The organism is Neisseria sp. HMSC056A03 (genome assembly GCF_001815685.1).
Taxonomy (GTDB): domain Bacteria; phylum Pseudomonadota; class Gammaproteobacteria; order Burkholderiales; family Neisseriaceae; genus Neisseria; species Neisseria subflava.
Window position 1 is genome coordinate 1 of record NZ_KV821648.1, and the last position, 18,833, is coordinate 18,833.

Annotated in this window: 23 protein-coding genes; 10 read left to right on the plus strand and 13 right to left on the minus strand. The window is 49.7% G+C overall.

From position 1 onward, the window contains the following. The coding region (locus tag HMPREF3052_RS09130; RefSeq protein WP_141756630.1) for an IS3 family transposase at nucleotides 1-217 on the plus strand (217 nt) is incomplete at its 5' end. Between the two features lie 84 nt (nucleotides 218-301). Here HMPREF3052_RS09130 and HMPREF3052_RS09135 read toward each other — a convergent pair. From HMPREF3052_RS09135 to rlmJ, 3 genes are all read right to left on the minus strand, one after another. Continuing rightward, entirely contained in the window at nucleotides 302-1,276 is a 975-nt protein-coding gene (locus HMPREF3052_RS09135; RefSeq protein ID WP_070749584.1) for a class 1 fructose-bisphosphatase, read from the minus strand. A 67-nt stretch (nucleotides 1,277-1,343) separates the two neighbouring features. After that, nucleotides 1,344-1,697, minus strand: coding sequence for a hypothetical protein (locus tag HMPREF3052_RS09140; protein WP_070583373.1), 354 nt, complete (start codon nucleotides 1,695-1,697; stop codon nucleotides 1,344-1,346). A gap of 130 nt (nucleotides 1,698-1,827) precedes the next feature. Further along, nucleotides 1,828-2,673, minus strand: coding sequence for a 23S rRNA (adenine(2030)-N(6))-methyltransferase RlmJ (gene rlmJ, locus HMPREF3052_RS09145; RefSeq protein WP_070749585.1), 846 nt, complete (start codon nucleotides 2,671-2,673; stop codon nucleotides 1,828-1,830). 125 nt (nucleotides 2,674-2,798) lie between these two features. Here rlmJ and HMPREF3052_RS09150 point away from each other — a divergent pair, with 125 nt between their 5' ends. Together HMPREF3052_RS09150 and HMPREF3052_RS09155 are read left to right on the plus strand one after the other, a co-directional pair. Beyond that, nucleotides 2,799-3,413 (plus strand): riboflavin synthase, encoded by a 615-nt coding sequence (locus HMPREF3052_RS09150; RefSeq protein WP_070749586.1) that lies wholly within the window; start codon nucleotides 2,799-2,801, stop codon nucleotides 3,411-3,413. Between the two features lie 15 nt (nucleotides 3,414-3,428). Beyond that, entirely contained in the window at nucleotides 3,429-4,295 is an 867-nt protein-coding gene (locus HMPREF3052_RS09155) for an ATP-binding protein (RefSeq protein ID WP_070749587.1), read from the plus strand. Between the two features lie 65 nt (nucleotides 4,296-4,360). Here the strand turns inward: HMPREF3052_RS09155 and HMPREF3052_RS09160 are convergent, their stop codons facing one another. Further along, nucleotides 4,361-4,789, minus strand: a complete 429-nt coding sequence (locus HMPREF3052_RS09160; RefSeq protein ID WP_003683375.1) for a Spy/CpxP family protein refolding chaperone — start codon at nucleotides 4,787-4,789, stop codon at nucleotides 4,361-4,363. 277 nt (nucleotides 4,790-5,066) lie between these two features. Here HMPREF3052_RS09160 and rpe point away from each other — a divergent pair, with 277 nt between their 5' ends. Then, complete coding sequence (rpe, locus tag HMPREF3052_RS09165) at nucleotides 5,067-5,747, plus strand: ribulose-phosphate 3-epimerase (protein ID WP_070749588.1); 681 nt, start codon at nucleotides 5,067-5,069, stop codon at nucleotides 5,745-5,747. Nucleotides 5,748-5,851: 104 nt separating this feature from the next. Here rpe and HMPREF3052_RS09170 read toward each other — a convergent pair whose 3' ends face one another. Together HMPREF3052_RS09170 and HMPREF3052_RS09175 are read right to left on the minus strand one after the other, a co-directional pair. Continuing rightward, entirely contained in the window at nucleotides 5,852-7,234 is a 1,383-nt protein-coding gene (locus HMPREF3052_RS09170) for a phosphomannomutase/phosphoglucomutase (protein WP_070749589.1), read from the minus strand. Between the two features lie 121 nt (nucleotides 7,235-7,355). Further along, entirely contained in the window at nucleotides 7,356-8,204 is an 849-nt protein-coding gene (locus HMPREF3052_RS09175) for a KPN_02809 family neutral zinc metallopeptidase (RefSeq protein ID WP_070749590.1), read from the minus strand. A gap of 186 nt (nucleotides 8,205-8,390) precedes the next feature. On the opposite strand from HMPREF3052_RS09175, the gene HMPREF3052_RS09180 reads away from it, so the two are divergent. Next, nucleotides 8,391-8,888 carry a YbhB/YbcL family Raf kinase inhibitor-like protein gene (locus HMPREF3052_RS09180; protein WP_070749591.1) on the plus strand — a complete coding sequence of 166 codons (498 nt, stop codon included), beginning with the start codon at nucleotides 8,391-8,393 and terminating at the stop codon, nucleotides 8,886-8,888. A gap of 76 nt (nucleotides 8,889-8,964) precedes the next feature. Here the strand turns inward: HMPREF3052_RS09180 and HMPREF3052_RS09185 are convergent, their stop codons facing one another. The 3 genes from HMPREF3052_RS09185 to HMPREF3052_RS09195 all read right to left on the minus strand — a co-directional run bounded on the left by HMPREF3052_RS09185 (nucleotide 8,965) and on the right by HMPREF3052_RS09195 (nucleotide 12,446). Further along, a complete protein-coding gene (locus HMPREF3052_RS09185) occupies nucleotides 8,965-9,474 on the minus strand; it encodes a peptidylprolyl isomerase (protein ID WP_004519830.1) in 510 nt (169 codons plus the stop codon). Between the two features lie 118 nt (nucleotides 9,475-9,592). Continuing rightward, on the minus strand, nucleotides 9,593-11,008 hold the full coding sequence (locus HMPREF3052_RS09190; RefSeq protein WP_070749592.1) for an SLC13 family permease: 1,416 nt from the start codon (nucleotides 11,006-11,008) through the stop codon (nucleotides 9,593-9,595). Between the two features lie 274 nt (nucleotides 11,009-11,282). Beyond that, nucleotides 11,283-12,446, minus strand: coding sequence for a sugar transporter (locus HMPREF3052_RS09195; protein WP_070749593.1), 1,164 nt, complete (start codon nucleotides 12,444-12,446; stop codon nucleotides 11,283-11,285). Between the two features lie 144 nt (nucleotides 12,447-12,590). Between HMPREF3052_RS09195 and HMPREF3052_RS09200 the strand changes: the two genes are divergently transcribed. The 5 genes from HMPREF3052_RS09200 to HMPREF3052_RS09220 all read left to right on the plus strand — a co-directional run bounded on the left by HMPREF3052_RS09200 (nucleotide 12,591) and on the right by HMPREF3052_RS09220 (nucleotide 16,465). After that, a complete protein-coding gene (locus HMPREF3052_RS09200; RefSeq protein WP_070749594.1) occupies nucleotides 12,591-12,800 on the plus strand; it encodes a heavy-metal-associated domain-containing protein in 210 nt (69 codons plus the stop codon). A gap of 99 nt (nucleotides 12,801-12,899) precedes the next feature. After that, nucleotides 12,900-15,062, plus strand: coding sequence for a heavy metal translocating P-type ATPase (locus HMPREF3052_RS09205; protein ID WP_070749595.1), 2,163 nt, complete (start codon nucleotides 12,900-12,902; stop codon nucleotides 15,060-15,062). A gap of 87 nt (nucleotides 15,063-15,149) precedes the next feature. Further along, nucleotides 15,150-15,407, plus strand: coding sequence for a hypothetical protein (locus HMPREF3052_RS09210; RefSeq protein ID WP_004519821.1), 258 nt, complete (start codon nucleotides 15,150-15,152; stop codon nucleotides 15,405-15,407). Between the two features lie 122 nt (nucleotides 15,408-15,529). Then, entirely contained in the window at nucleotides 15,530-16,096 is a 567-nt protein-coding gene (locus tag HMPREF3052_RS09215; RefSeq protein WP_070749596.1) for an SGNH/GDSL hydrolase family protein, read from the plus strand. 120 nt (nucleotides 16,097-16,216) lie between these two features. Then, nucleotides 16,217-16,465: a CsbD family protein gene (locus HMPREF3052_RS09220; protein WP_070749597.1), complete on the plus strand. Its 249-nt coding sequence runs from the start codon at nucleotides 16,217-16,219 to the stop codon at nucleotides 16,463-16,465. 64 nt (nucleotides 16,466-16,529) lie between these two features. On the opposite strand, the gene trpD is transcribed toward HMPREF3052_RS09220, so the two are convergent. The 4 genes from trpD to HMPREF3052_RS09240 all read right to left on the minus strand — a co-directional run bounded on the left by trpD (nucleotide 16,530) and on the right by HMPREF3052_RS09240 (nucleotide 18,734). Continuing rightward, complete coding sequence (gene trpD, locus HMPREF3052_RS09225) at nucleotides 16,530-17,558, minus strand: anthranilate phosphoribosyltransferase (RefSeq protein WP_070749598.1); 1,029 nt, start codon at nucleotides 17,556-17,558, stop codon at nucleotides 16,530-16,532. A gap of 88 nt (nucleotides 17,559-17,646) precedes the next feature. Continuing rightward, entirely contained in the window at nucleotides 17,647-18,237 is a 591-nt protein-coding gene (locus tag HMPREF3052_RS09230) for an aminodeoxychorismate/anthranilate synthase component II (RefSeq protein ID WP_003683598.1), read from the minus strand. Nucleotides 18,238-18,323: 86 nt separating this feature from the next. Then, complete coding sequence (locus HMPREF3052_RS09235) at nucleotides 18,324-18,494, minus strand: helix-turn-helix transcriptional regulator (protein WP_070749599.1); 171 nt, start codon at nucleotides 18,492-18,494, stop codon at nucleotides 18,324-18,326. Between the two features lie 18 nt (nucleotides 18,495-18,512). After that, nucleotides 18,513-18,734: a hypothetical protein gene (locus HMPREF3052_RS09240; protein WP_070749600.1), complete on the minus strand. Its 222-nt coding sequence runs from the start codon at nucleotides 18,732-18,734 to the stop codon at nucleotides 18,513-18,515. Nucleotides 18,735-18,833: the final 99 nt, after the last annotated feature.

Sequence of the window (18,833 nt, forward strand, 5' to 3'; positions counted from 1 at the left end):
GTCGCGTAAGGCGAATTGTTGGGACAATGCACCGATGGAAAGCTTCTTTGCGGTATTGAAGACAGAGTGTTTCTATCGTGCAGGGGAATTGACGGCGGACGAATTGATGAAACAGATAGATGACTATATGGATTACTACAACCGGGAGCGTTGCAGTTTGAAATTGAAAAAGCTGAGTCCTGTCGCATACAGAACCCAGCTTGCACAGAGCGCCTGAATAGGCTTTTATGAGTGTCCAAGATTTGGGGGCCAGTTCACATATTTCAGACGGCCTTTTTGGGTTTGAAATCAATACATCTGATTATTTTTGATGCAGATTATAAACGTATTCCACTTCTTCGCGGCTGCCCATGAATACGGCAACACGTTGGTGCAGGCCGGTAGGTTGGATGTCGAGCATAGCTTCGATGGCGTTGTTTGATGCGCCGCCGGCTTGTTCCATAAGCAGGCTCATCGGGTTGGCTTCGTACATCAGGCGCAGTTTGCCCGGTTTGGATGGATCGCGTTTGTCTTGCGGATACATGAATACGCCGCCGCGCATCAGGATGCGGTGGATTTCGGCAACCATGCTGGCTACCCAGCGCATATTGTAGTTTTTGCCGCGTACTCCGGTTTCACCTGCCAATAATTCGTCAATGTATTGTTGAACAGGGGCGAACCAATGTCTTTGGTTGGACATATTGATGGCGAATTCTTTAGTGGATTCAGGAACGCGCGGATTTTCTTTAGTCAGCAGGAATTGGTTGGCATCGTCCAGAGTGAAGACAAATACGCCATGACCGACAGTCAGGACCAGTTGGGTTTGCGGACCGTATAAAACATAACCTGCAGCTACTTGGTCGCGGCCTTTTTGCAGGAAAGACTCGGTAGTCAATGCGCCTTCTGGTTTCGCCAAAATGGAGAAAATGGTGCCGACGGAGATGTTGACGTCGATATTGGAAGAGCCGTCCAACGGGTCAAACAATACCAAATAGCCGCCGTTTTCGTGCGTGGCGACATAGGTGTCTTCTTCTTCGCTGGCAAGGCCTGCGATGTTGGCATTGGCTTTTAAAACATCAATCATGATGTTGTTGGCAATGACGTCAAGTTTCTTTTGGTCTTCGCCTTGGATGTTGCCGGTACCTGCCATGCCCAAAACGCCTGAAAGCGCGCCGAGGCGGACTTTGGCGTTGATGTCCAAACAGGCGGTAGCCACGGATTCCAATACGCTGGCCAGCTCTTGCGGCAGTTTGTGTTCGGGCAGGTGTTGGGCTAAGAATTGGTTCAGTGTCTTCATGGTTTCGCTCTTTTCCTAAGTTTGAATCGGGTATTTTTCAATTTCAGGCCGTCTGAAAACGGCGTGTTCATTTGGTTTTGCTGTCGGCCATGCCTAAAACTTCTTTAGTGCAGGCGATGCTGGTGTCTTTGATGCGTTTTTTCAGCTCGTCGCTCATGGAGTCGCTGCCGCCCAAAAGCGAGGTCGCTTCTTCAGGATTGATTTGGTCGACTGTTTTTTCGCCGATGCAGCGGCAGATTTTTTCAGTGGTCGCGGAATCAAATGGGCTTTTTCCGGAAGCTTTTTCTACGCAGGCTTCGGTTGCCGAGCGGACAAATTCGGTGCGGAAACTTTGGGTAAATTCTTCTTTAAATTCGTTTTTTACTGATTCGCTGCACGCGCAAAGCAGGAGCGTGCAGGCTAGGGGTGTGCGTATATTCATGAGTGGACGGTCGTTAATTGTTATGTTGTGAATTGTAGTGGAAAAAGGCTTAAGTATAAAGGGTTAAGGCCGTCTGAACAGGTATGGCGGCAAAATCGAAGCGCTTGGGTATAGGTTCAGACGGCAGCGTTTATTTTGTTTTGCTTTCCAATACATAATGCGCGCCGGTATCTTGCGCCAAAATTTTGGAAAGTTCGGGCAGATTGTTGTGCAACTGTTCGGCAAGCATATAGGGCGGATTGATGACGAACATGCCGCTGCCGTGCATACCGAAGCCGTCGCTGCGCGGCGTATGGACATGAAGCTCGGCGTGCAGATAATTATCGGGAGCGATTTTTTTGAGTTCGTCCGGCAGTTTTCGGCTTTCTTCGCGGCTCAGGCAGGGATACCAAACCATGTAGCAGCCGGTTTCAAAGCGTTTCAAGGCATCTTTCAAAACTTGGACGACACGGCGGTAGTCTTGTTTTTCTTCGTAGGGCGGATCAATCAAGATTGCGGCGCGGCGCGGTGGAGGAGGCAGTAATGAAATCAAGCCTTGATAACCGTCCGCTTGGCTGACCTGTGCTTTACGCGCAGGACGGACTTCACGCATATTGTTTTGCAAATGGACAAAATCGGCAGGATGCAGCTCAAAGAGGCGCATTTTATCGCTGTCGCGCGTGAGTGCCTGTGCCAGCCAAGGCGAGCCGCAGTAAAGGTTGTCTTGCGGCAGTATTTGTTTCAGACAGCCTACAAATTCGGCCAATTCGGCAGGCAGCTTGTCAGCTTGTTCCAAGAGCGCAATACCTTGTTTGTATTCGCCGACTTTTTGAGCTTCATCGCCGCTCAAATCATACAAACCGGCACCGCTGTGCGTATCGATATACCAATAGGGCTTGTCTTTGCGGTTGAAATATTCGAGGACGAGGAAGAGGGTAAAGTGCTTGAGCATATCGGCATGGTTGCCGGCATGGAAGGCGTGGCGGTAGCTGAGCATGATCGGGCTGCGGAAATAAAAATCCGATTATACCCCAAACCATCGCCATCACTGCTTTCAGACGGCCTTTGTGCTTGGAAAATGCTACAATATCCGCCTTATCGTACCATCGGAAAGAAAACATCATGTTTACAGGCATCGTACAAGGCATGGGCAAAATTACAGATATCGCCCAACCTTCGCCCGACTTTCGTACCCACACTGTCGAGCTGCCTCCCGAAATCGCCGACAATCTGCAAACCGGCGCATCTGTCGCCAACAATGGCTGCTGCCTGACCATTACCCGAATCGACGGCAACAAAGTCAGCTTTGATTTGATGGACGAAACCTTACGCAAAACCAATCTCGGCAGCTTGAAAGTCGGCGACAGTGTCAATTTGGAACGCGCGGCGCGGTTTGGCGATGAAATCGGCGGTCATGTGATGAGCGGCCATGTGATGGCGGTTACCCGAATTTCCCGTATTGAATCCAGCGAGTTCAACCGCACAGTTTGGTTTGAGCTGCCGGAAAACCTTAAGCCCTATATCCTGACCAAAGGCTTTGTCGGTTTGGACGGTTGCAGCCTGACCATAGGCGAAGTCAGCGACAGCGAATTTTGCGTACACCTGATTCCGGAGACTTTGGAGCATACCCTGTTTGGCAGCCGCAAAGAAGGCGACCTCATCAATATTGAAATCGATCCGCAAACCCAAGCCGTTGTCGATACCGTGATGCGTGTATTGGCTCAAAAGGCCGTCTGAAAAAAGAAAGCCGAAATGAAATTATCCAATTTTTTGAAAAAAGCTAATTCCGTTTTAAACCGTCTGGATTTAATCCTGCCTGACGAAGCCGGTAAAACCGACTGGCGCGCTTTGGCCTTCCGTTGGCACAGCGTGGGAAAAAAAGGCATTTTGGAAAGCCTGCCGCGTCCGCATACGTTTCCTTTGAGCAGATTGGCGGCAGTCGGTTCGCAAACCGACAGGCTGAAACGCAATACCGAGCAATTTTTGGCAGGCCGTCCGGCAAATAATGTCTTGATGACCGGCGCATGCGGTACGGGTAAATCCTCCTTGGTTAAAGCGTTGTTGCACGAATACGCCGAGCGCGGCCTGCGATTGATTGAGGTGGATAAAAGCGATTTGATCAGCTTGCCAGCTTTATTGACGTTGTTGTCTGAACGTCCCGAGAAATTTATCGTTTTCTGCGATGATTTGTCGTTTGAAACCGGCGATGAAACCTATAAAGCCTTAAAAACTGCTTTAGACGGTGGACTGTCGCAACGTTGCACCAATGTTTTGGTTTATGCCACTTCCAACCGCCGTCATTTAATTCCTGAATACATGGATGAAAACGGCGGTACTACGGGCATTCGCGGAGAAATCCATCAGAAAGAGGCCGTCGAGGAGAAAATTTCCCTTTCTGACCGCTTCGGCTTATGGCTGAGTTTTTATCCTTTCGATCAAAACGATTATTTGACCGCCGTAGCCAACTGGTTGGACGATTTCAATGTGCCTTTTGACGATACAGCGCGCCAAGCCGCGTTGCAATGGGCGCAAATGCGTGGCAGCCGTTCAGGCCGTTCGGCATGGCAATTTGCCTGCGACTGGGCAGGCCGGTTGCCGGAAGAAAGAGTGCTGGATTAAGGCTGACAAAGTAAAGGCCGTCTGAATATGGTTTCAGACGGCCTTTTTGTATTTTTATTTATCCATCAGCGCAAGCATGAAGACAACCATTGCTGGCGTTGGCGCGGATTGAGCAGATGATAGAAGCGGTATTGGATTTCCATTTCATCCACCGCATAGTCCATGCTGGAGAGGTAGCGGTTTTCAACATAATCGCGAGCGGCGTTTGAGTCGAATGAGTCGCCGGAGAGGATTTTGATGATGGTTTGACGGCGGTTGCGGTCGGAGCGTACGGTTTTGCGGTAGGCTTTATCGTTGATTTGTTTGAAGTCGGTACGCAGACGGCGCAAGGCGGCGTGTTGGTCGGCGGATAGATTGAGCTGTCGGATGTCGCAATTCGGGTGGAAGTCGTCCAAAGTGGCCAGAAATGGACCGGCATGTGCAGGCAGACTGGAACAGAGTAGGGCGAGTGCTAAGAAAATAAAAGTCGGATAGCGGGAAAGTGCAACAGACACGGTGTTTTCCTAATGTTTCATCAGGTTTGGAAATATAACCGATAAGCGTGTGAAAGGCAGTATCAATGCAGTTAACTTTTGTTAATGATGTTAGATTTTTTTGCACATATATGTAATCTAATAATTTATTTTCAAAGCCTTACTATGTGATTATAAGTTTCATTAATGTATATGAAATGTAAATTCATAAAAATGACGGCAGAGATATTGTCGGCAGCATACAACATAGGGTTAAAAATGCGATAATGACAAAGGAACACACTTTAGGAGAATAAACATGACCGACTACCGTATCGCCCCCAGTATTTTGTCTGCTGATTTTGCCCGTTTGGGAGAAGAGGTTGCCGAACTTATCCGCGCCGGTGCGGATTTGATTCATTTTGACGTGATGGACAATCATTATGTTCCGAATCTGACTTTCGGTCCTATGGTTTGCGCGGCTTTGAAACCGTATGCAACCGTGCCGGTCGATGTGCATTTGATGGTTGAGCCGGTGGATGATTTGATTCATGCGTTTGCCAAAGCCGGTGCCAATATTATTACTTTTCATCCTGAAGCCAGCCGCCATGTCGACCGCAGCTTGGGTTTGATTAAAGAATACGGCTGTCAGGCAGGTTTGGTATTGAATCCTGCTACGCCGGTCAATATTCTGGAAAACGTTTTGGACAAACTGGATATGGTGTTGCTGATGTCGGTCAACCCGGGCTTCGGCGGACAAAGCTTTATTCCGAATACGCTGGTGAAAATCCGCAAAGTGCGTGAGATGTTGGACGAGTATGAACGGCAAAGCGGCCGCCATATCGCATTGGAAGTCGATGGCGGCGTGAAGACAGACAATATTGCTGAAATTGCAGCGGCAGGTGCGGATACGTTTGTGGCCGGTTCGGCGATTTTTGGCAAACCGGATTACAAAGCCGTTATCGATGAAATGCGTCAGCAGTTGGCGCAAGTCGGATAACAAAGCCGGGATATTCTTGGTTTTAAAACTTTAAATAATCAATGTTTAATATTAAAGGCCGTCTGAAATGATTTTCAGACGGCCTTTTATTTTAGCCTAAACCCTTACAGCGGCCATTTCAATGCTGGATTGCTTTCAATGACTGCTTTGAATTGGTTTTGAATACGCTCAATCGCTTCTTGCGTATCCGCTTCAAAACGCAATACCAAAATCGGCGTGGTATTGGAAGCACGCATCAGTCCGAAGCCGTCAGGGAATTCAACGCGCAAGCCGTCGATGGTGATGATTTCGGTCGCACCTTCAAACTTGGCATTGGCAGCCAGCTCTTCAATCACTTTGTGGCCGTTGCTGCCTTCAGGCAGGTCGATGTTGAGTTCCGGAGTGGAAATGCTTTGCGGCAGGCTGTTCAACACTTCGGACGGATTGTCGAAGGCAGACAGGATTTCCAAGAGGCGTGCGCCGGCATACATACCGTCGTCGAAGCCGTACCAGCGTTCTTTAAAGAAAACGTGGCCGCTCATTTCGCCGGCAACCAGTGCGCCGGTTTTTTTCATGGTGGATTTGATGAAGCTGTGGCCGGTTTTTTCCATCACAGGTTCGCCGCCGTGTTCTTTAATCCAAGGGGCAAGCAGACGGGTGGATTTGACGTCGAAAATCACTTTGGCTTTAGGATTGCGGCTCAACACGTCTTGCGCAAAAAGCATCAGTTGGCGGTCTGGATAGATGATGTTGCCGTCTTTGGTGACCACGCCCAAGCGGTCGGCATCGCCGTCAAATGCCAAGCCGATTTCGGCATCGCTGTTTTTAAGCTCGACGATGAGGTCTTGCAGATTTTTCGGTTTGGACGGATCGGGGTGGTGATTAGGGAAATTGCCGTCCACTTCGCAGAAAAGTTCGGTCACTTCATTGCCCAAACCTTTGTAGAGTTTGCCTGCAAATGCGCCGCCGACACCGTTGCCCGCGTCAATCACGATTTTCATCGGGCGTTTGAGCTTGATGTGGCCGACGATGTTATTGTGGTATTCGCCGGAGATGTCTTTTTCGGTTACGCTGCCTTGTTTGTCGGCGGTAACAAAACCGTCTTTCTCAACAATAGCTAAAAGTTCTTGAATGGCTTCGCCTGCGAGCGTGTCTCCGCCGAGCATCATTTTGAAACCGTTGTAATCAGGCGGATTGTGGCTGCCGGTAATCATTACGCCGCTGCCGCCGCATTCGTTGATGGCTGCGAAGTAGAGCATAGGAGTGGCAACCATACCGACTTTGAGGACGTCGATGCCGCTGTCGGTAAAACCGCGTTGAATTTGTGCCATCAGGCCGGGACCGCTCAAACGGCCGTCGCGGCCGAGTGCGATGCGGGGAATGCCTTTTTCTAAGGCTTTGGTGGCAATGGCTTTACCGATTAAGTAGGCAGCTTCGGCAGTCAGGGTTTTACCGACGATGCCTCGGATATCGTAGGCTTTAAAAATGTCGCGGGCGATATTTGCCATGTGGATTTCCTTTAAATTTAAGTGGAAATAATGGGGTTTATTCTAACACGGCTAAAAGGCCGTCTGAAAAAATCAGACGGCCTTCTGTCGTTACATCAAAGAACAGTGTTGCTTGGACGAATCAATTGTTGAAAGTGTTGCACTGGTTGATGTCGCCGCTTTCTAAACCGCGCTTGAGCCAAGTCATGCGTTCTTCGGACGAGCCATGGGTAAAGCTGTCGGGAACGACATAGCCCTGAGCTTGTTTCTGCAAGCGGTCGTCGCCGACGGATTCGGCGGCAAGCATCGCTTTTTTAATGTCTTCGGCTTTGAAGATATTGTTGTTGACGGCGTAGTGTCCCCAAATACCGGCGAAACAGTCGGCCTGCAATTCGAGTTTGACGGAAAGGGCATTGGCCTCTTTCTTGCCGACTTGTTGTTGCATTTTGTGGACTTTAGGCAGAATGCCGAGCAGGTTTTGAACGTGATGGCCGACTTCATGGGCAATAACGTAGGCAAACGCGGCATCGCTGGCGGATTCGAGCTTGGTGCGCATGTCTTCGTAGAAACTCAAATCCAAATAAACTTTTTGGTCGCCCGGGCAGTAAAATGGACCCATGGCAGATTGGCCCGTACCGCAGGCGGTGGATGTACCGCCTTCATACAACACCATGGTCGTCGGTCTATAGCTTTGACCGTGTTGTTGAAAGTATTTGCCCCATGCTTTTTCCGTATCGGCAAGGACGACACGGGACAGTTCGTTCAATTCGGCTTCTTGTTGGCTGTCGAGTCGGGTAGCTTGCTGGGTAGGAATGCCCGTCGAAGATGAGCCACCAACCAAACCGCTTAAATCCACGCCGTAATATGCACCGACCAAAACCACGATAATGCCGAGTATGCCCGGCGTTTTGCCGCCACCGCCACCGCCACCGCCACGGCTTCCGCGGCGATCTTCGACGTTTTGGCTTTGTTCACGACCTTTCCAATCCATAATGTGTATCCTGTGTAGTTTTCATGCGGCGGATTATACTATGGAATGTCAAATGTGTTTGATCGAGTTGTGAATATTGCTTGAGGCCGTCTGAAAATGCGGCATCGGGAAAGTGAAAACGGCAGTATCTTTCAGACGGCCTTGGTGTTTGTTAGAATGAACCAACCTACTATTGGGAGATATAAGATGAAAGTCAGCAGTAAAGCTATTGTCAACGGTGAATTTGAAGACAAATACGGCAAGCGCGGCAGCCAGTTCAGCCCGAGCGGTATGCCTTCTTATTCGATTCCTTTTGAAATCGAAGATGCGCCTGAAGGAACAAAATCGTTTGCCGTGGTGTTGGAAGACAAAGATGCCATTTCAGCATCCGGCTTCGTATGGACGCATTGGTTGATTTCGGATTTGAAACGCACTTCCGTGGCAGAAAATGAGAGTATTTCTGCAACAGATTTTACGCAGGGCGCGAACACTTGGGCGAGCGCGTTGGGTAAATTTGAAATCGAAGAGGCTTCTTTTTACGGCGGTATGGCACCACCGAACAACCGTCATCGTTATGAGCTGATTGTGTACGCGCTGGATACCGTTTTGGATTTACCGCGCGGTTTCCGCTTTAATGAGTTGCATTTTGCCATACAGGGCCATGTGTTGGATTCGGCATGCGTGGTCGGTACTTATGATGTGTGACGGTATGCGTCATTATTGAAAAACAGCCTGTCTGGTTTTAATTTGGACAGGCTGTTTTTATGGGAAATCAAATCAGTTAAACCACTTCGGCTTTAGTGATGATGACAGGCTCGCTCGGTACGTCGTCGTGGTAGCCGTGACGTTTGGTAGAAACGCCTTCGATGGCATCGACAACGTCAAAACCGTCAACGACTTTACCGAATACGGCATAGCCCCAGTCTTGGACTACGGTTTTGCCGTACAGCTCTTTAGAACGGAAGTTCAGGAAAGCGTTGTCGGCGGTGTTGATGAAGAATTGCGCGCTGGCAGAATGAGGATCGGAAGTACGCGCCATGGCGATGGTGTATTTTTCGTTAGGCAAACCGTTGGACGCTTCGTTTTGAATCGGATCGCGGGTTTCTTTTTCGTTCATGTTTTCATCCATGCCGCCGCCTTGAATCATGAAGCCTTTGATGACGCGGTGGAAGATTACGCCGTCGTAGAAGCCGTCTTTAACGTATTGCTCGAAGTTTTTAGCAGTAACGGGGGCTTTGTCGAAATCGAGTTCGATTTTGATGTCGCCTTTGTTGGTGTGCAGGATAATCATGGGTTTCCTTTCGTTAGAATCCGGTTTTGAATCATTCGTTAAATTGTGTCTGAATGGCAAACTTCAAGGCCGTCTGAAAAATATTCTTTCAGACGGCCTTGTTGTTTGGGTCGATGGTTTACATCAGTACAACATAAGCCCATAGAGCAACCAATACCACGCAGAGGATGTTCAGCAATAAGCCGACATTCATCATCTCGCGTTGTTTGATTAAGCCTGTACCGAACACAATCGCGTTAGGCGGTGTGGCAACCGGCAACATGAAGGCACAAGATGCGCCGACACCGATGACGAATACCAAGACTTGTTCAGGCAGACCCATTTGCGCGGCAATGCTTGCGAAAATAGGCACAAGTAGGGCGGCGGAAGCTGTGTTACTGGTGAACTCGGTCAGGAAGATGATGAAGGCGGCAACCACAAAAATCACCAGCAATGCAGGAGAATGAGAGAACGTGGAAGCAACTTGCTGACCCAGAGCTTCAGATGCGCCGGAAGACTGCAGCAACGCGCTCAAGCTGATACCGCCACCGAAGAGCATCAATACACCCCAGTCGGTATTGCGGGCAACTTCTTTCCATTGCGCCACGCCGAATACGACGACGGCAACGGCGGCAATCAGGGCGATAACGGTATCAGGGTTGGAAATACCGAATGCGGCTTTGATTTTGGAGCTGAATACCCAAGCGATGGCTGCGGCCAAGAAAATCAACAGCGCGATAACGCGGTGCAAAGTCCAAGGGATAGATTCGGCTTTAACTTCCACGCGCTTGTTCAAATTAGGCTTGAGGATGACGTACATGGAGAACAGCATCAGCGGCAGAATCAACAGCATCATCGGCAGACCGAGCTTCATCCAGCCGACGAAGTCCAAGTTCAGCGCTTTGGCAGCAATCATGTTCGGCGGAGAACCGACCACGGTACCCAAGCCGCCGATACTGGCGCAGTAGGCGATACCGAGCAGGACGAAAACGTAGGTTTTGCGTTCTTTTTCTTGATCGAGGTGGCTCATCATGCCCATTGCCAAAGGCAGCATCATCGCGGCAGTCGCAGTGTTACTGATCCACATAGACAGGAAGGCGGTAACGGCAAACAGCATCAACACGGCAACTTTCATATTGCCACGGGACAGGCGCAACAGGCTGACGGCGATTTTACGGTCGAGACGCTGCATGTGCAGAGCGGTTGCAAGCGCGAAGCCGCCGAAGAAGATATAAATCGTCGGGTCGGAGAAACCGGCCATTGCTTTTTTGATGTCCATATCCGGGAAGCCGAGTACAACGGCAAGGATAGGGATCATCAGCGCGGTAACGGTAATGTGTACGGCTTCGGTAAACCAAAGTGCCGCAACGAAAAGCAACAGCGCGATACCTTTGTTGGCATCGGTACTGTAGGGAAGAATGTAATAAATGCCGAAGCAGACAACAGCAGAGATAATGGTCGTCAGCAGTCCTTTGAAGTCGGTAATCGGCTTCTGCGCACTGAGAAGCTCGACGTTTTCAGGATGCTGAGTCTTATCCTTGGCGTTTAAGTCCATGATGTATTCCTCTGAAACATGATTGGTTTTTCTTTTCAGCCGTACGTTCAGACGGCCTAATAGGTAACAGTATATTTGTAATTTAATGTAGTGTAAACAAATTGTAAATTATTTTTTAAAAATGAAATGAAAACCGGATAAGCAGCAAGAAAACTGCTTATCCGGCGGAATAAAGACCCATCGTGAGTTAGTAAGAATCAGGACAAATCGGTAAAACTGCCAAAATTACGGCCGAGTCAGTCATACTATCCTGATTTATATGGATTTAAACGTTTTACGCCAGATTGTCTTGTTCCCTAAACAACAAACCGCAAACGGCCAAACCAGCCGATGCCAGCAAGGCTCCGGCAATGCCGATATTGGAAAGGCCGAACCAGACGGTTACGTAATGCCCCAAAAGCGCACCGCCGCCGATGCCGACATTGTACAAACCTGAATAAATCGAGTTGGCCACATCTGTTGCATCCGAGGCGAAAGCCAAGACTTTCGATACCATGCCCAGGCTGACGATGACGATGGCCACGCCCCAAATAAACACCAGCGCGTACATCGCATAAGGGAAAGAGGCAAACGGCAGAAGTAGCAGGGCAGAGAGCAGGATGACCGCTACCGCGCCAAGCATAAACAGGCGTTGCGATTTGGCAAACCATTTGCCAAACAGATAAGAAGCGGCAAAGCCTGCCAAACCATATAGGCTCAAAACGATGGTAACTTGTTCAGCCTTAAATCCGCCAACTTGCAACACAAAAGGTTCGATATAGCTGTATGCCGTGAAGTGTGCCGTAATAATCAACACTGTCATGGCATAAAGCAACATCAGGTTGCGGCGTTTGAACAAACTCGGCAGGCTGCTTAAAGAGCCGGTATTTTGGCTGGGTAAAGCAGGCAGGTTTTTGGCTAATACCAGCATTACGCCGGCAGCGCAGACCCCGATCAGCAGGAAGCTGAGCTGCCAGCCGAAGTATTGCCCGATCACGCGCCCCAGCGGAATGCCCAAAACCATCGCCAAAACCGTACCTGTACTGAGCAAGCCCAAAGCCTGATTGGTTTTTCCGGTGGGCGCAAGCCGTACCGCCAAAGAAGCCGTAATCGACCAAAAGACCGCGTGTGTCAGCGCAATCCCGATACGGCTGACCAAGAGGATGTTGAAGTTCCAAGAAAAAAACGACAGCGCGTGAAACAGCGCAAACAGTGCAAACAGCATCAGCAATAATTTACGCCGTTCGATGTTTTTCGTCATCAGCATCAGCGGCAGCGATAGGAGCGCAACAATCCACGCATACACCGTAATCATCATGCCCACTTCCGTTGCCGGTTTGTCAAAGCTCTGACCGATGTCGCTCAAAAGCGCAATCGGAATGTATTCGGTGGTATTGAAAATAAACGCCCCCACCGCCAGTGCGCATACGCTAACCCATTGTTTGAATGTTGAAGTCATTATTATGTCCGTTTGATGAAGCAAAGAGCGTTATTGTACGCCTATCTGCATTTTCAGACGGCCTTTAATGAAGAATTTGCAAGCTGTTTGTGTAAGGAGTAAAGTGTTTAGCAACCATATTTGTTTGAATGAAAGGAAATACAAATGCAAACTGTTACCCTCAACATCGAAGGCATGACCTGCGGCGGTTGCGTGAAAAGCGTTACCAGCATCCTCGAAGGCGTAAACGGCGTGGACAAGGCCGAAGTGAGCCTGGAAAACAAGAACGCCGTCGTGGAATTCGACCCCGCCCAAACCAACCCCGCCGCGCTGATAGAAGCGGTGGAAGACGGCGGCTTTGATGCGGCTTTGTAAATCGAATCGCAACAAATCGACTGCAACACCCCAAAGGCTACCTGAAAACCCTGCTCCGCTTTTTTCAGGTAGCCCAACCACATTCAGAAGGAAGAAACTATGCAACAAAAAGTCCGTTTCCAAATCGAAGGCATGACCTGTCAGGCCTGCGCTTCGCGCATTGAAAAAGTGTTGAACAAAAAAGATTTTGTCGAATCGGCAGGGGTAAACTTTGCCAGCGAGGAGGCGCAGGTTACGTTTGACGACAGCAAAACTTCCGCTGCCGACATCGCCAAAATCATTGAGAAAACCGGTTACGGCGCAAAGGAAAAAACGGAAGATACATTGCCGCAACCTGAAGCAGAACACCATATCGGCTGGAGGCTGTGGCTTTTGCTGGCCATTAATATTCCGTTTTTAATCGGCATGGCAGGCATGATGATCGGGCGGCACGATTGGATGATTCCGCCTGTATGGCAGTTTGTGCTGGCAAGCGTGGTGCAGCTTTGGCTGGCAATCCCGTTTTACAAAAGCGCGTGGGCGAGTATAAAGGGTGGACTGGCGAATATGGACGTGCTTGTTACCATCGGTACGGTCTCGATTTACCTGTATTCTATCTATATGCTGTTTTTCAGCCCGCACGCGGCGCACGGCATGGCACACGTGTATTTTGAAGTAGGCGTGATGGTGATCGGTTTTGTGTCGCTGGGCAAATTTTTGGAACACCGCACCAAAAAATCCAGCCTGAACAGCTTGGGCTTGCTGCTCAAGCTCACGCCGACCCAAGTCAACGTGCAACGCGATGGCGAATGGAAACAACTGCCCATCGACCAAGTACAAATCGGCGACCTTATCCGCGCCAACCACGGCGAACGTATTGCTGCCGACGGCATCATCGAAAGCGGCAGCGGCTGGGCGGATGAGAGCCATCTTACCGGCGAATCCAACCCCGAAGAGAAAAAGGCGGGCGGCAAAGTGTTGGCAGGCGCGCTGATGACCGAAGGCAGCGTGGTGTACCGCGCCACTCAGCTAGGCAGCCAAACCTTGCTCGGCGACATGATGAACGCGCTTTCTGAAGCACAAGGCAGCAAAGCACCGATTGCGCGTGTGGCCGATAAAGCGGCGGCGGTGTTCGTGCCTGCCGTCGTGGGCATCGCGCTTTTGACTTTTATCGCCACTTGGCTGGTAAAAGGTGATTGGACGGTTGCGCTGATGCACGCCGTTGCCGTTTTGGTGATTGCCTGTCCGTGCGCGCTCGGTCTGGCAACCCCTGCCGCGATTATGGTCGGCATGGGCAAAGCGGTGAAACACGGTATTTGGTTTAAAGACGCGGCGGCAATGGAAGAAGCCGCCCACGTCGATGCCGTCGTGCTGGACAAAACCGGCACGCTGACCGAAGGCAAGCCGCAGGTTGCCGCCGTTTATTGCGTTCCCGACAGCGGCTTTGACGAAGACGCTTTGTACCGCATCGCCGCCGCCGTCGAACAAAACGCCGCTCATCCGCTCGCCCGAGCCATCGTTTCCGCCGCCCAAGCGCGCGGTTTGGACATTCCCGCCGCACAAAACGCGCAAACCGTTGTCGGCGCAGGCATTACCGCCGAAGTGGAAGGCGTGGGTTTGGTGAAAGCAGGCAAAGCCGAATTTGCCGAACTGACCTTGCCGAAGTTTTCAGACGGCGTTTGGGACATTGCAAGCATTGTTGCAGTCTCGGTCGATAACAAACCTATCGGCGCATTCGCACTTGCCGACGCATTGAAAGCCGATACCGCCGAAGCCATAGGCCGTCTGAAAAAACACGGCATCAACGTTTACATCATGAGCGGCGACAACCAAGGAACGGTTGAATATGTCGCCAAACAACTGGGCATCGCACACGCCTTCGGTAATATGAGTCCGCGCGATAAAGCTGCCGAAGTGCAGAAACTCAAAGCCGCCGGCAAAACCGTGGCGATGGTCGGCGATGGTATCAACGACGCCCCCGCGCTCGCCGCCGCCAATGTTAGCTTCGCGATGAAAGGCGGCGCGGACGTTGCCGAACACACCGCATCTGCCACGTTGATGCAACATTCGGTCAATCAGCTCGCCGATGCCCTGCTGGTGTCGCAGGCAACTTTGAAAAACATCAAGCAAAACCTGTTTTTCGCCTTCTTCTACAATATCTTGGGCATTCCGCTCGCTGCGCTTGGCTTTTTAAACCCCGTCATCGCAGGCGCGGCAATGGCGGCAAGCTCGGTTTCCGTGTTGAGCAATGCCTTGCGCCTGAAACGGGTGAATATTGAGTGATAATATAAAGGCCGTCTGAAGACTGTTTTTTCAGACGGCCTTTAATCCATATTTTCTGATTTCGAGACTCAAGCGGGAGTATGTCGTATGGACATGATGTTGTTTACCAATATTGTATTGATTGTTTTATGTATTTTTACCATGTTGTTGGTGTGGTCGCGCAACTGGAAACGTAAGCAGGCGTATTTTGAGAAAATCAAAAGCAACCCGGAAAACCTCAAATGGGTTGGGCAAAATCTGACCGGTCAGGAATGGAAGGATTTGAAAGCCGTGAGCGACCGTTTTGGGCTGCCCATGTTGCAGGCTAAGCAATTAATTGATTTTTATAAAAACAGTCAGCGTTAATTGATGATTTAACGATAGAACTTGACTGAAGTTAAGGCCGTCTGAAATAGCACTCTTATAATAATACAAGTGATATTTCAGACGGCCTTGCTGTTGATTCAAATAAAGGGAGGAGAACAAAAATGACCGTTTACTTAATCGGCGACTCCGTGCGGCTTGCTTCGGAGCCTTACACGCGCGCCGCTTTGCCTGATGCGGATATTGTTTCTCTATCGGAAAACTGCCGTTCGTCGCATGATGTGTTAGAGCATATCGGGCAATGGACAGAGGGCGCGACTGTGGGAGACATTATCCATATCAACTGCGGTTTGCACGACATCCGCCATAATCAAGGCTGTAATGAGCCGGTGGCCGATATAGAAACCTATCGCAATAACCTGACCCGAATTTTCGATTATCTGAAACAGACAGGTGCAAAAATTATTTGGGCGAGCAGTACGCCGTTTTTGGAAAGCGTGCACAATATCGTCAAACCCTCGCGCCGCTATCTGGCCGACTTGAAGGCCTATAACCGTGTGGCGGAGGATTTGGCAAGGCAATATGGCTTTGCCGTCAATGATTTATACAGTCTGATGTTTGAGCAGGACTTGACTGATGTGATGCTGTGTGATGGGCTTCATTTCAATGAGTTCGGCAGTAAGATGATAGGCGAGGCAGTAGCCGAAGCGATATTGAAACAGATGGACTAACCCTATTTAACTCGTTTTATCATGTTTTGTCTTTCAGACGGCCTTTAAAGTTGAAGCGAAGTCCCCGATATAAGGTGATGTAGCACTCATCCTATCAATATTTAATCCAGGAGTATGACCATGAGCGGCGAATTAGATAAAATCAGCGGTAAAGTAAAAGAAGTGGCTGGAGATGTATCCGGCAATACCAAACTTGAGGCTGAGGGCTTGATTCAACAAGGTGTTGGCAAAGTAAAAGAAGTGGTCGGCGACATTGAAGAAAAAGGCAGCGATGTTTTGCAAAAAGGCAAAGAAGAAGCCGAGCATTTGGTTGATGAAGCCAAAGAAAAAGCTGAAGGCTTGATTAATGATATTAAAAGCAAATTTTAATATTTAAAGAATAAAAGGCCGTCTGAAAGATTTTTCAGACGGCCTTTGTTTATGGTTTTAAAGCTTAGGCAAACTGTTTGCCAAATTCGATAAATTCGTCTTTTTTGGCTTTGGCTTTGCCGGAGTCGATGGCTTCTTGAGCAGCTTTGACGCCATCTGCCAGCGAAGTAACCACATTTCCTGCATAGAGCGCGGCGGCGGCATTGAGGACGACGATATCGCGTGCGGCACCGGCTTTGCCGTCCAGCACTTCGTTCATTTTTTGCAGGGATTCTTGCGCGTTTTCGACTTTGATTTCGTCTAAATTGCGGCGGACTTCCATGCCGAAATCGGCCGGGCTGATGTCGTATTCGGTAATTTTTCCGTCTTTCAGTTCGGCAACGCGGGTTTTGCCGGTCAGCGTGATTTCATCCAAACCGCCTTCGCCGCACACAACCAAAACATGTTTGGAGCCAAGCTGTTGCAATACGCGGGAAAGAATGCCGCACAAGTCGATGTGGAATACGCCCAAGAGTTGGTTTGCCGCGCCGGCAGGATTGGTCAGCGGGCCCAAGATATTGAAGATGCTGCGGAAGCCGAGCGAACGGCGGACAGGGGCAACATAGCGCATGGCGCTGTGGTGGTTGGGCGCGAACATAAAGCCGATGCCGGTTTGCTGAATGCTTTGGGCAACCTGTTCGGGGTTGAGGTTGAGGTTGGCGCCCATTTGTTCCATGACATCGGCAGCGCCACTGGATGAAGAAACGGAGCGTCCGCCATGTTTGGCGACTTTCGCGCCTGCCGCCGCCGCGACAAACATGGAAGTCGTGGAAATATTGAAGGTTTTGGCACCGTCGCCGCCCGTACCGACAATATCGACTAAGTCATCGGCGTTTTCAAGCGGCACTTTGGTGGCAAATTCGCGCATCACGCTGGCTGCGGCGGTAATCTCGGAAACGGTTTCAACTTTAATCCGCAGGCCGGTCAGAATGGCGGCGATTTGCTCGGGCGGAACTTGGCCGCTCATGATTTGGCGCATGAGGTCGGTCATTTCATCGTAGAAAAGTTCGTTGTTGCTGATGAGGCGTTCAATCGCTTGTTGAGGGGTAATCATGATTTTTCCTTTATTTGTGTCCGATGTGATTCAGGCCGTCTGAAAATGCGGTTTGAACACTGTCAAACACCTTTCAGACGGCCTTTCATTAAGATTTTTGCGGGCGATAGTCTTTGAATTCTTCCAGGAAGTTTTTCAGCATATCGTGGCCGTGTTCGGTCAGCAGGGCTTCGGGGTGGAACTGTACGCCTTCGACGGCATATTCTTTGTGGCGTACGCCCATGATTTCGCCGTCTTCCGTCCATGCGGTAATTTCGAGGCAGTCGGGCAGGGTGGCGCGGTCGATGGCCAGGCTGTGGTAGCGCGTGCAGTTGACCGGATTGGGCAGGTCTTTAAACATGCCTGTGCCGTGATGGAAAACGGGGGAGACTTTACCGTGCATCATTGTTTGCGCACGCACGACATTGCCGCCGAACGCTTCGCCCATGGTTTGATGCCCGAGGCACACGCCCATGACGGGGAGCCTGCCGGCAAAGTGCTGCATGGCTGCAACAGAAATGCCTGCTTCTTTAGGGGAACAAGGGCCGGGACCGATGACCAGATATTGCGGTTTCAGGGCTTCGATTTCTTCGATGGTGATTTCATCGTTGCAACGTACCAAAACTTCCTGCCCCAATTCGGCAAAGTATTGGACGATGTTATAGGTGAAGCTGTCGTAATTATCAATGAATAAAAGCATTTTGAACTTAACTTGCTGTAAATTAAAGAATCTTTGTTATTGCCGCCTGAATCATACCCGATTTAATACCCGCTTTTGATTTTCTGTTACGAAATTGGGCGCGTTTTAATCCAGTTTTCCACTTCGTCAGAACGCCATCTTGAGGCCGTTCCAATCTTGTACGGACGCGGAAATTCGTCAGCCTTAATCATTGCATATATCTTTGTCTTACCGCAACCTGTTTGCGCGATTACTTCTTTCATTTTGAGTAATTTCATTTTCTTCCCATCCTATATTTATTCCTGATCCAAATCGGCCAGTAATTCGTCCATCGGAACGTCCATTACTAAATCAATAAATTTTCTGAAGTTTTTACCGTTAAATCCTACTTTTTTCATGTCGTCTTCGTCAAAAACTCCTAGTCGGTCACAAAATTCAATTAACCAGTCTAACCGCTCGGAATCTTTCAACAATTCTTCAAAGTGTTTTAACGTTTTCAGTCTAGTATCGGGAATCATCTTCTGCCTGCCTTTCGTATCTTCATTAGGCGGTATTTACGCCGCCTGTCGGATTTCATTTGGTCTTCACCCAGCCTATCAAACGATTAACCCAAGATG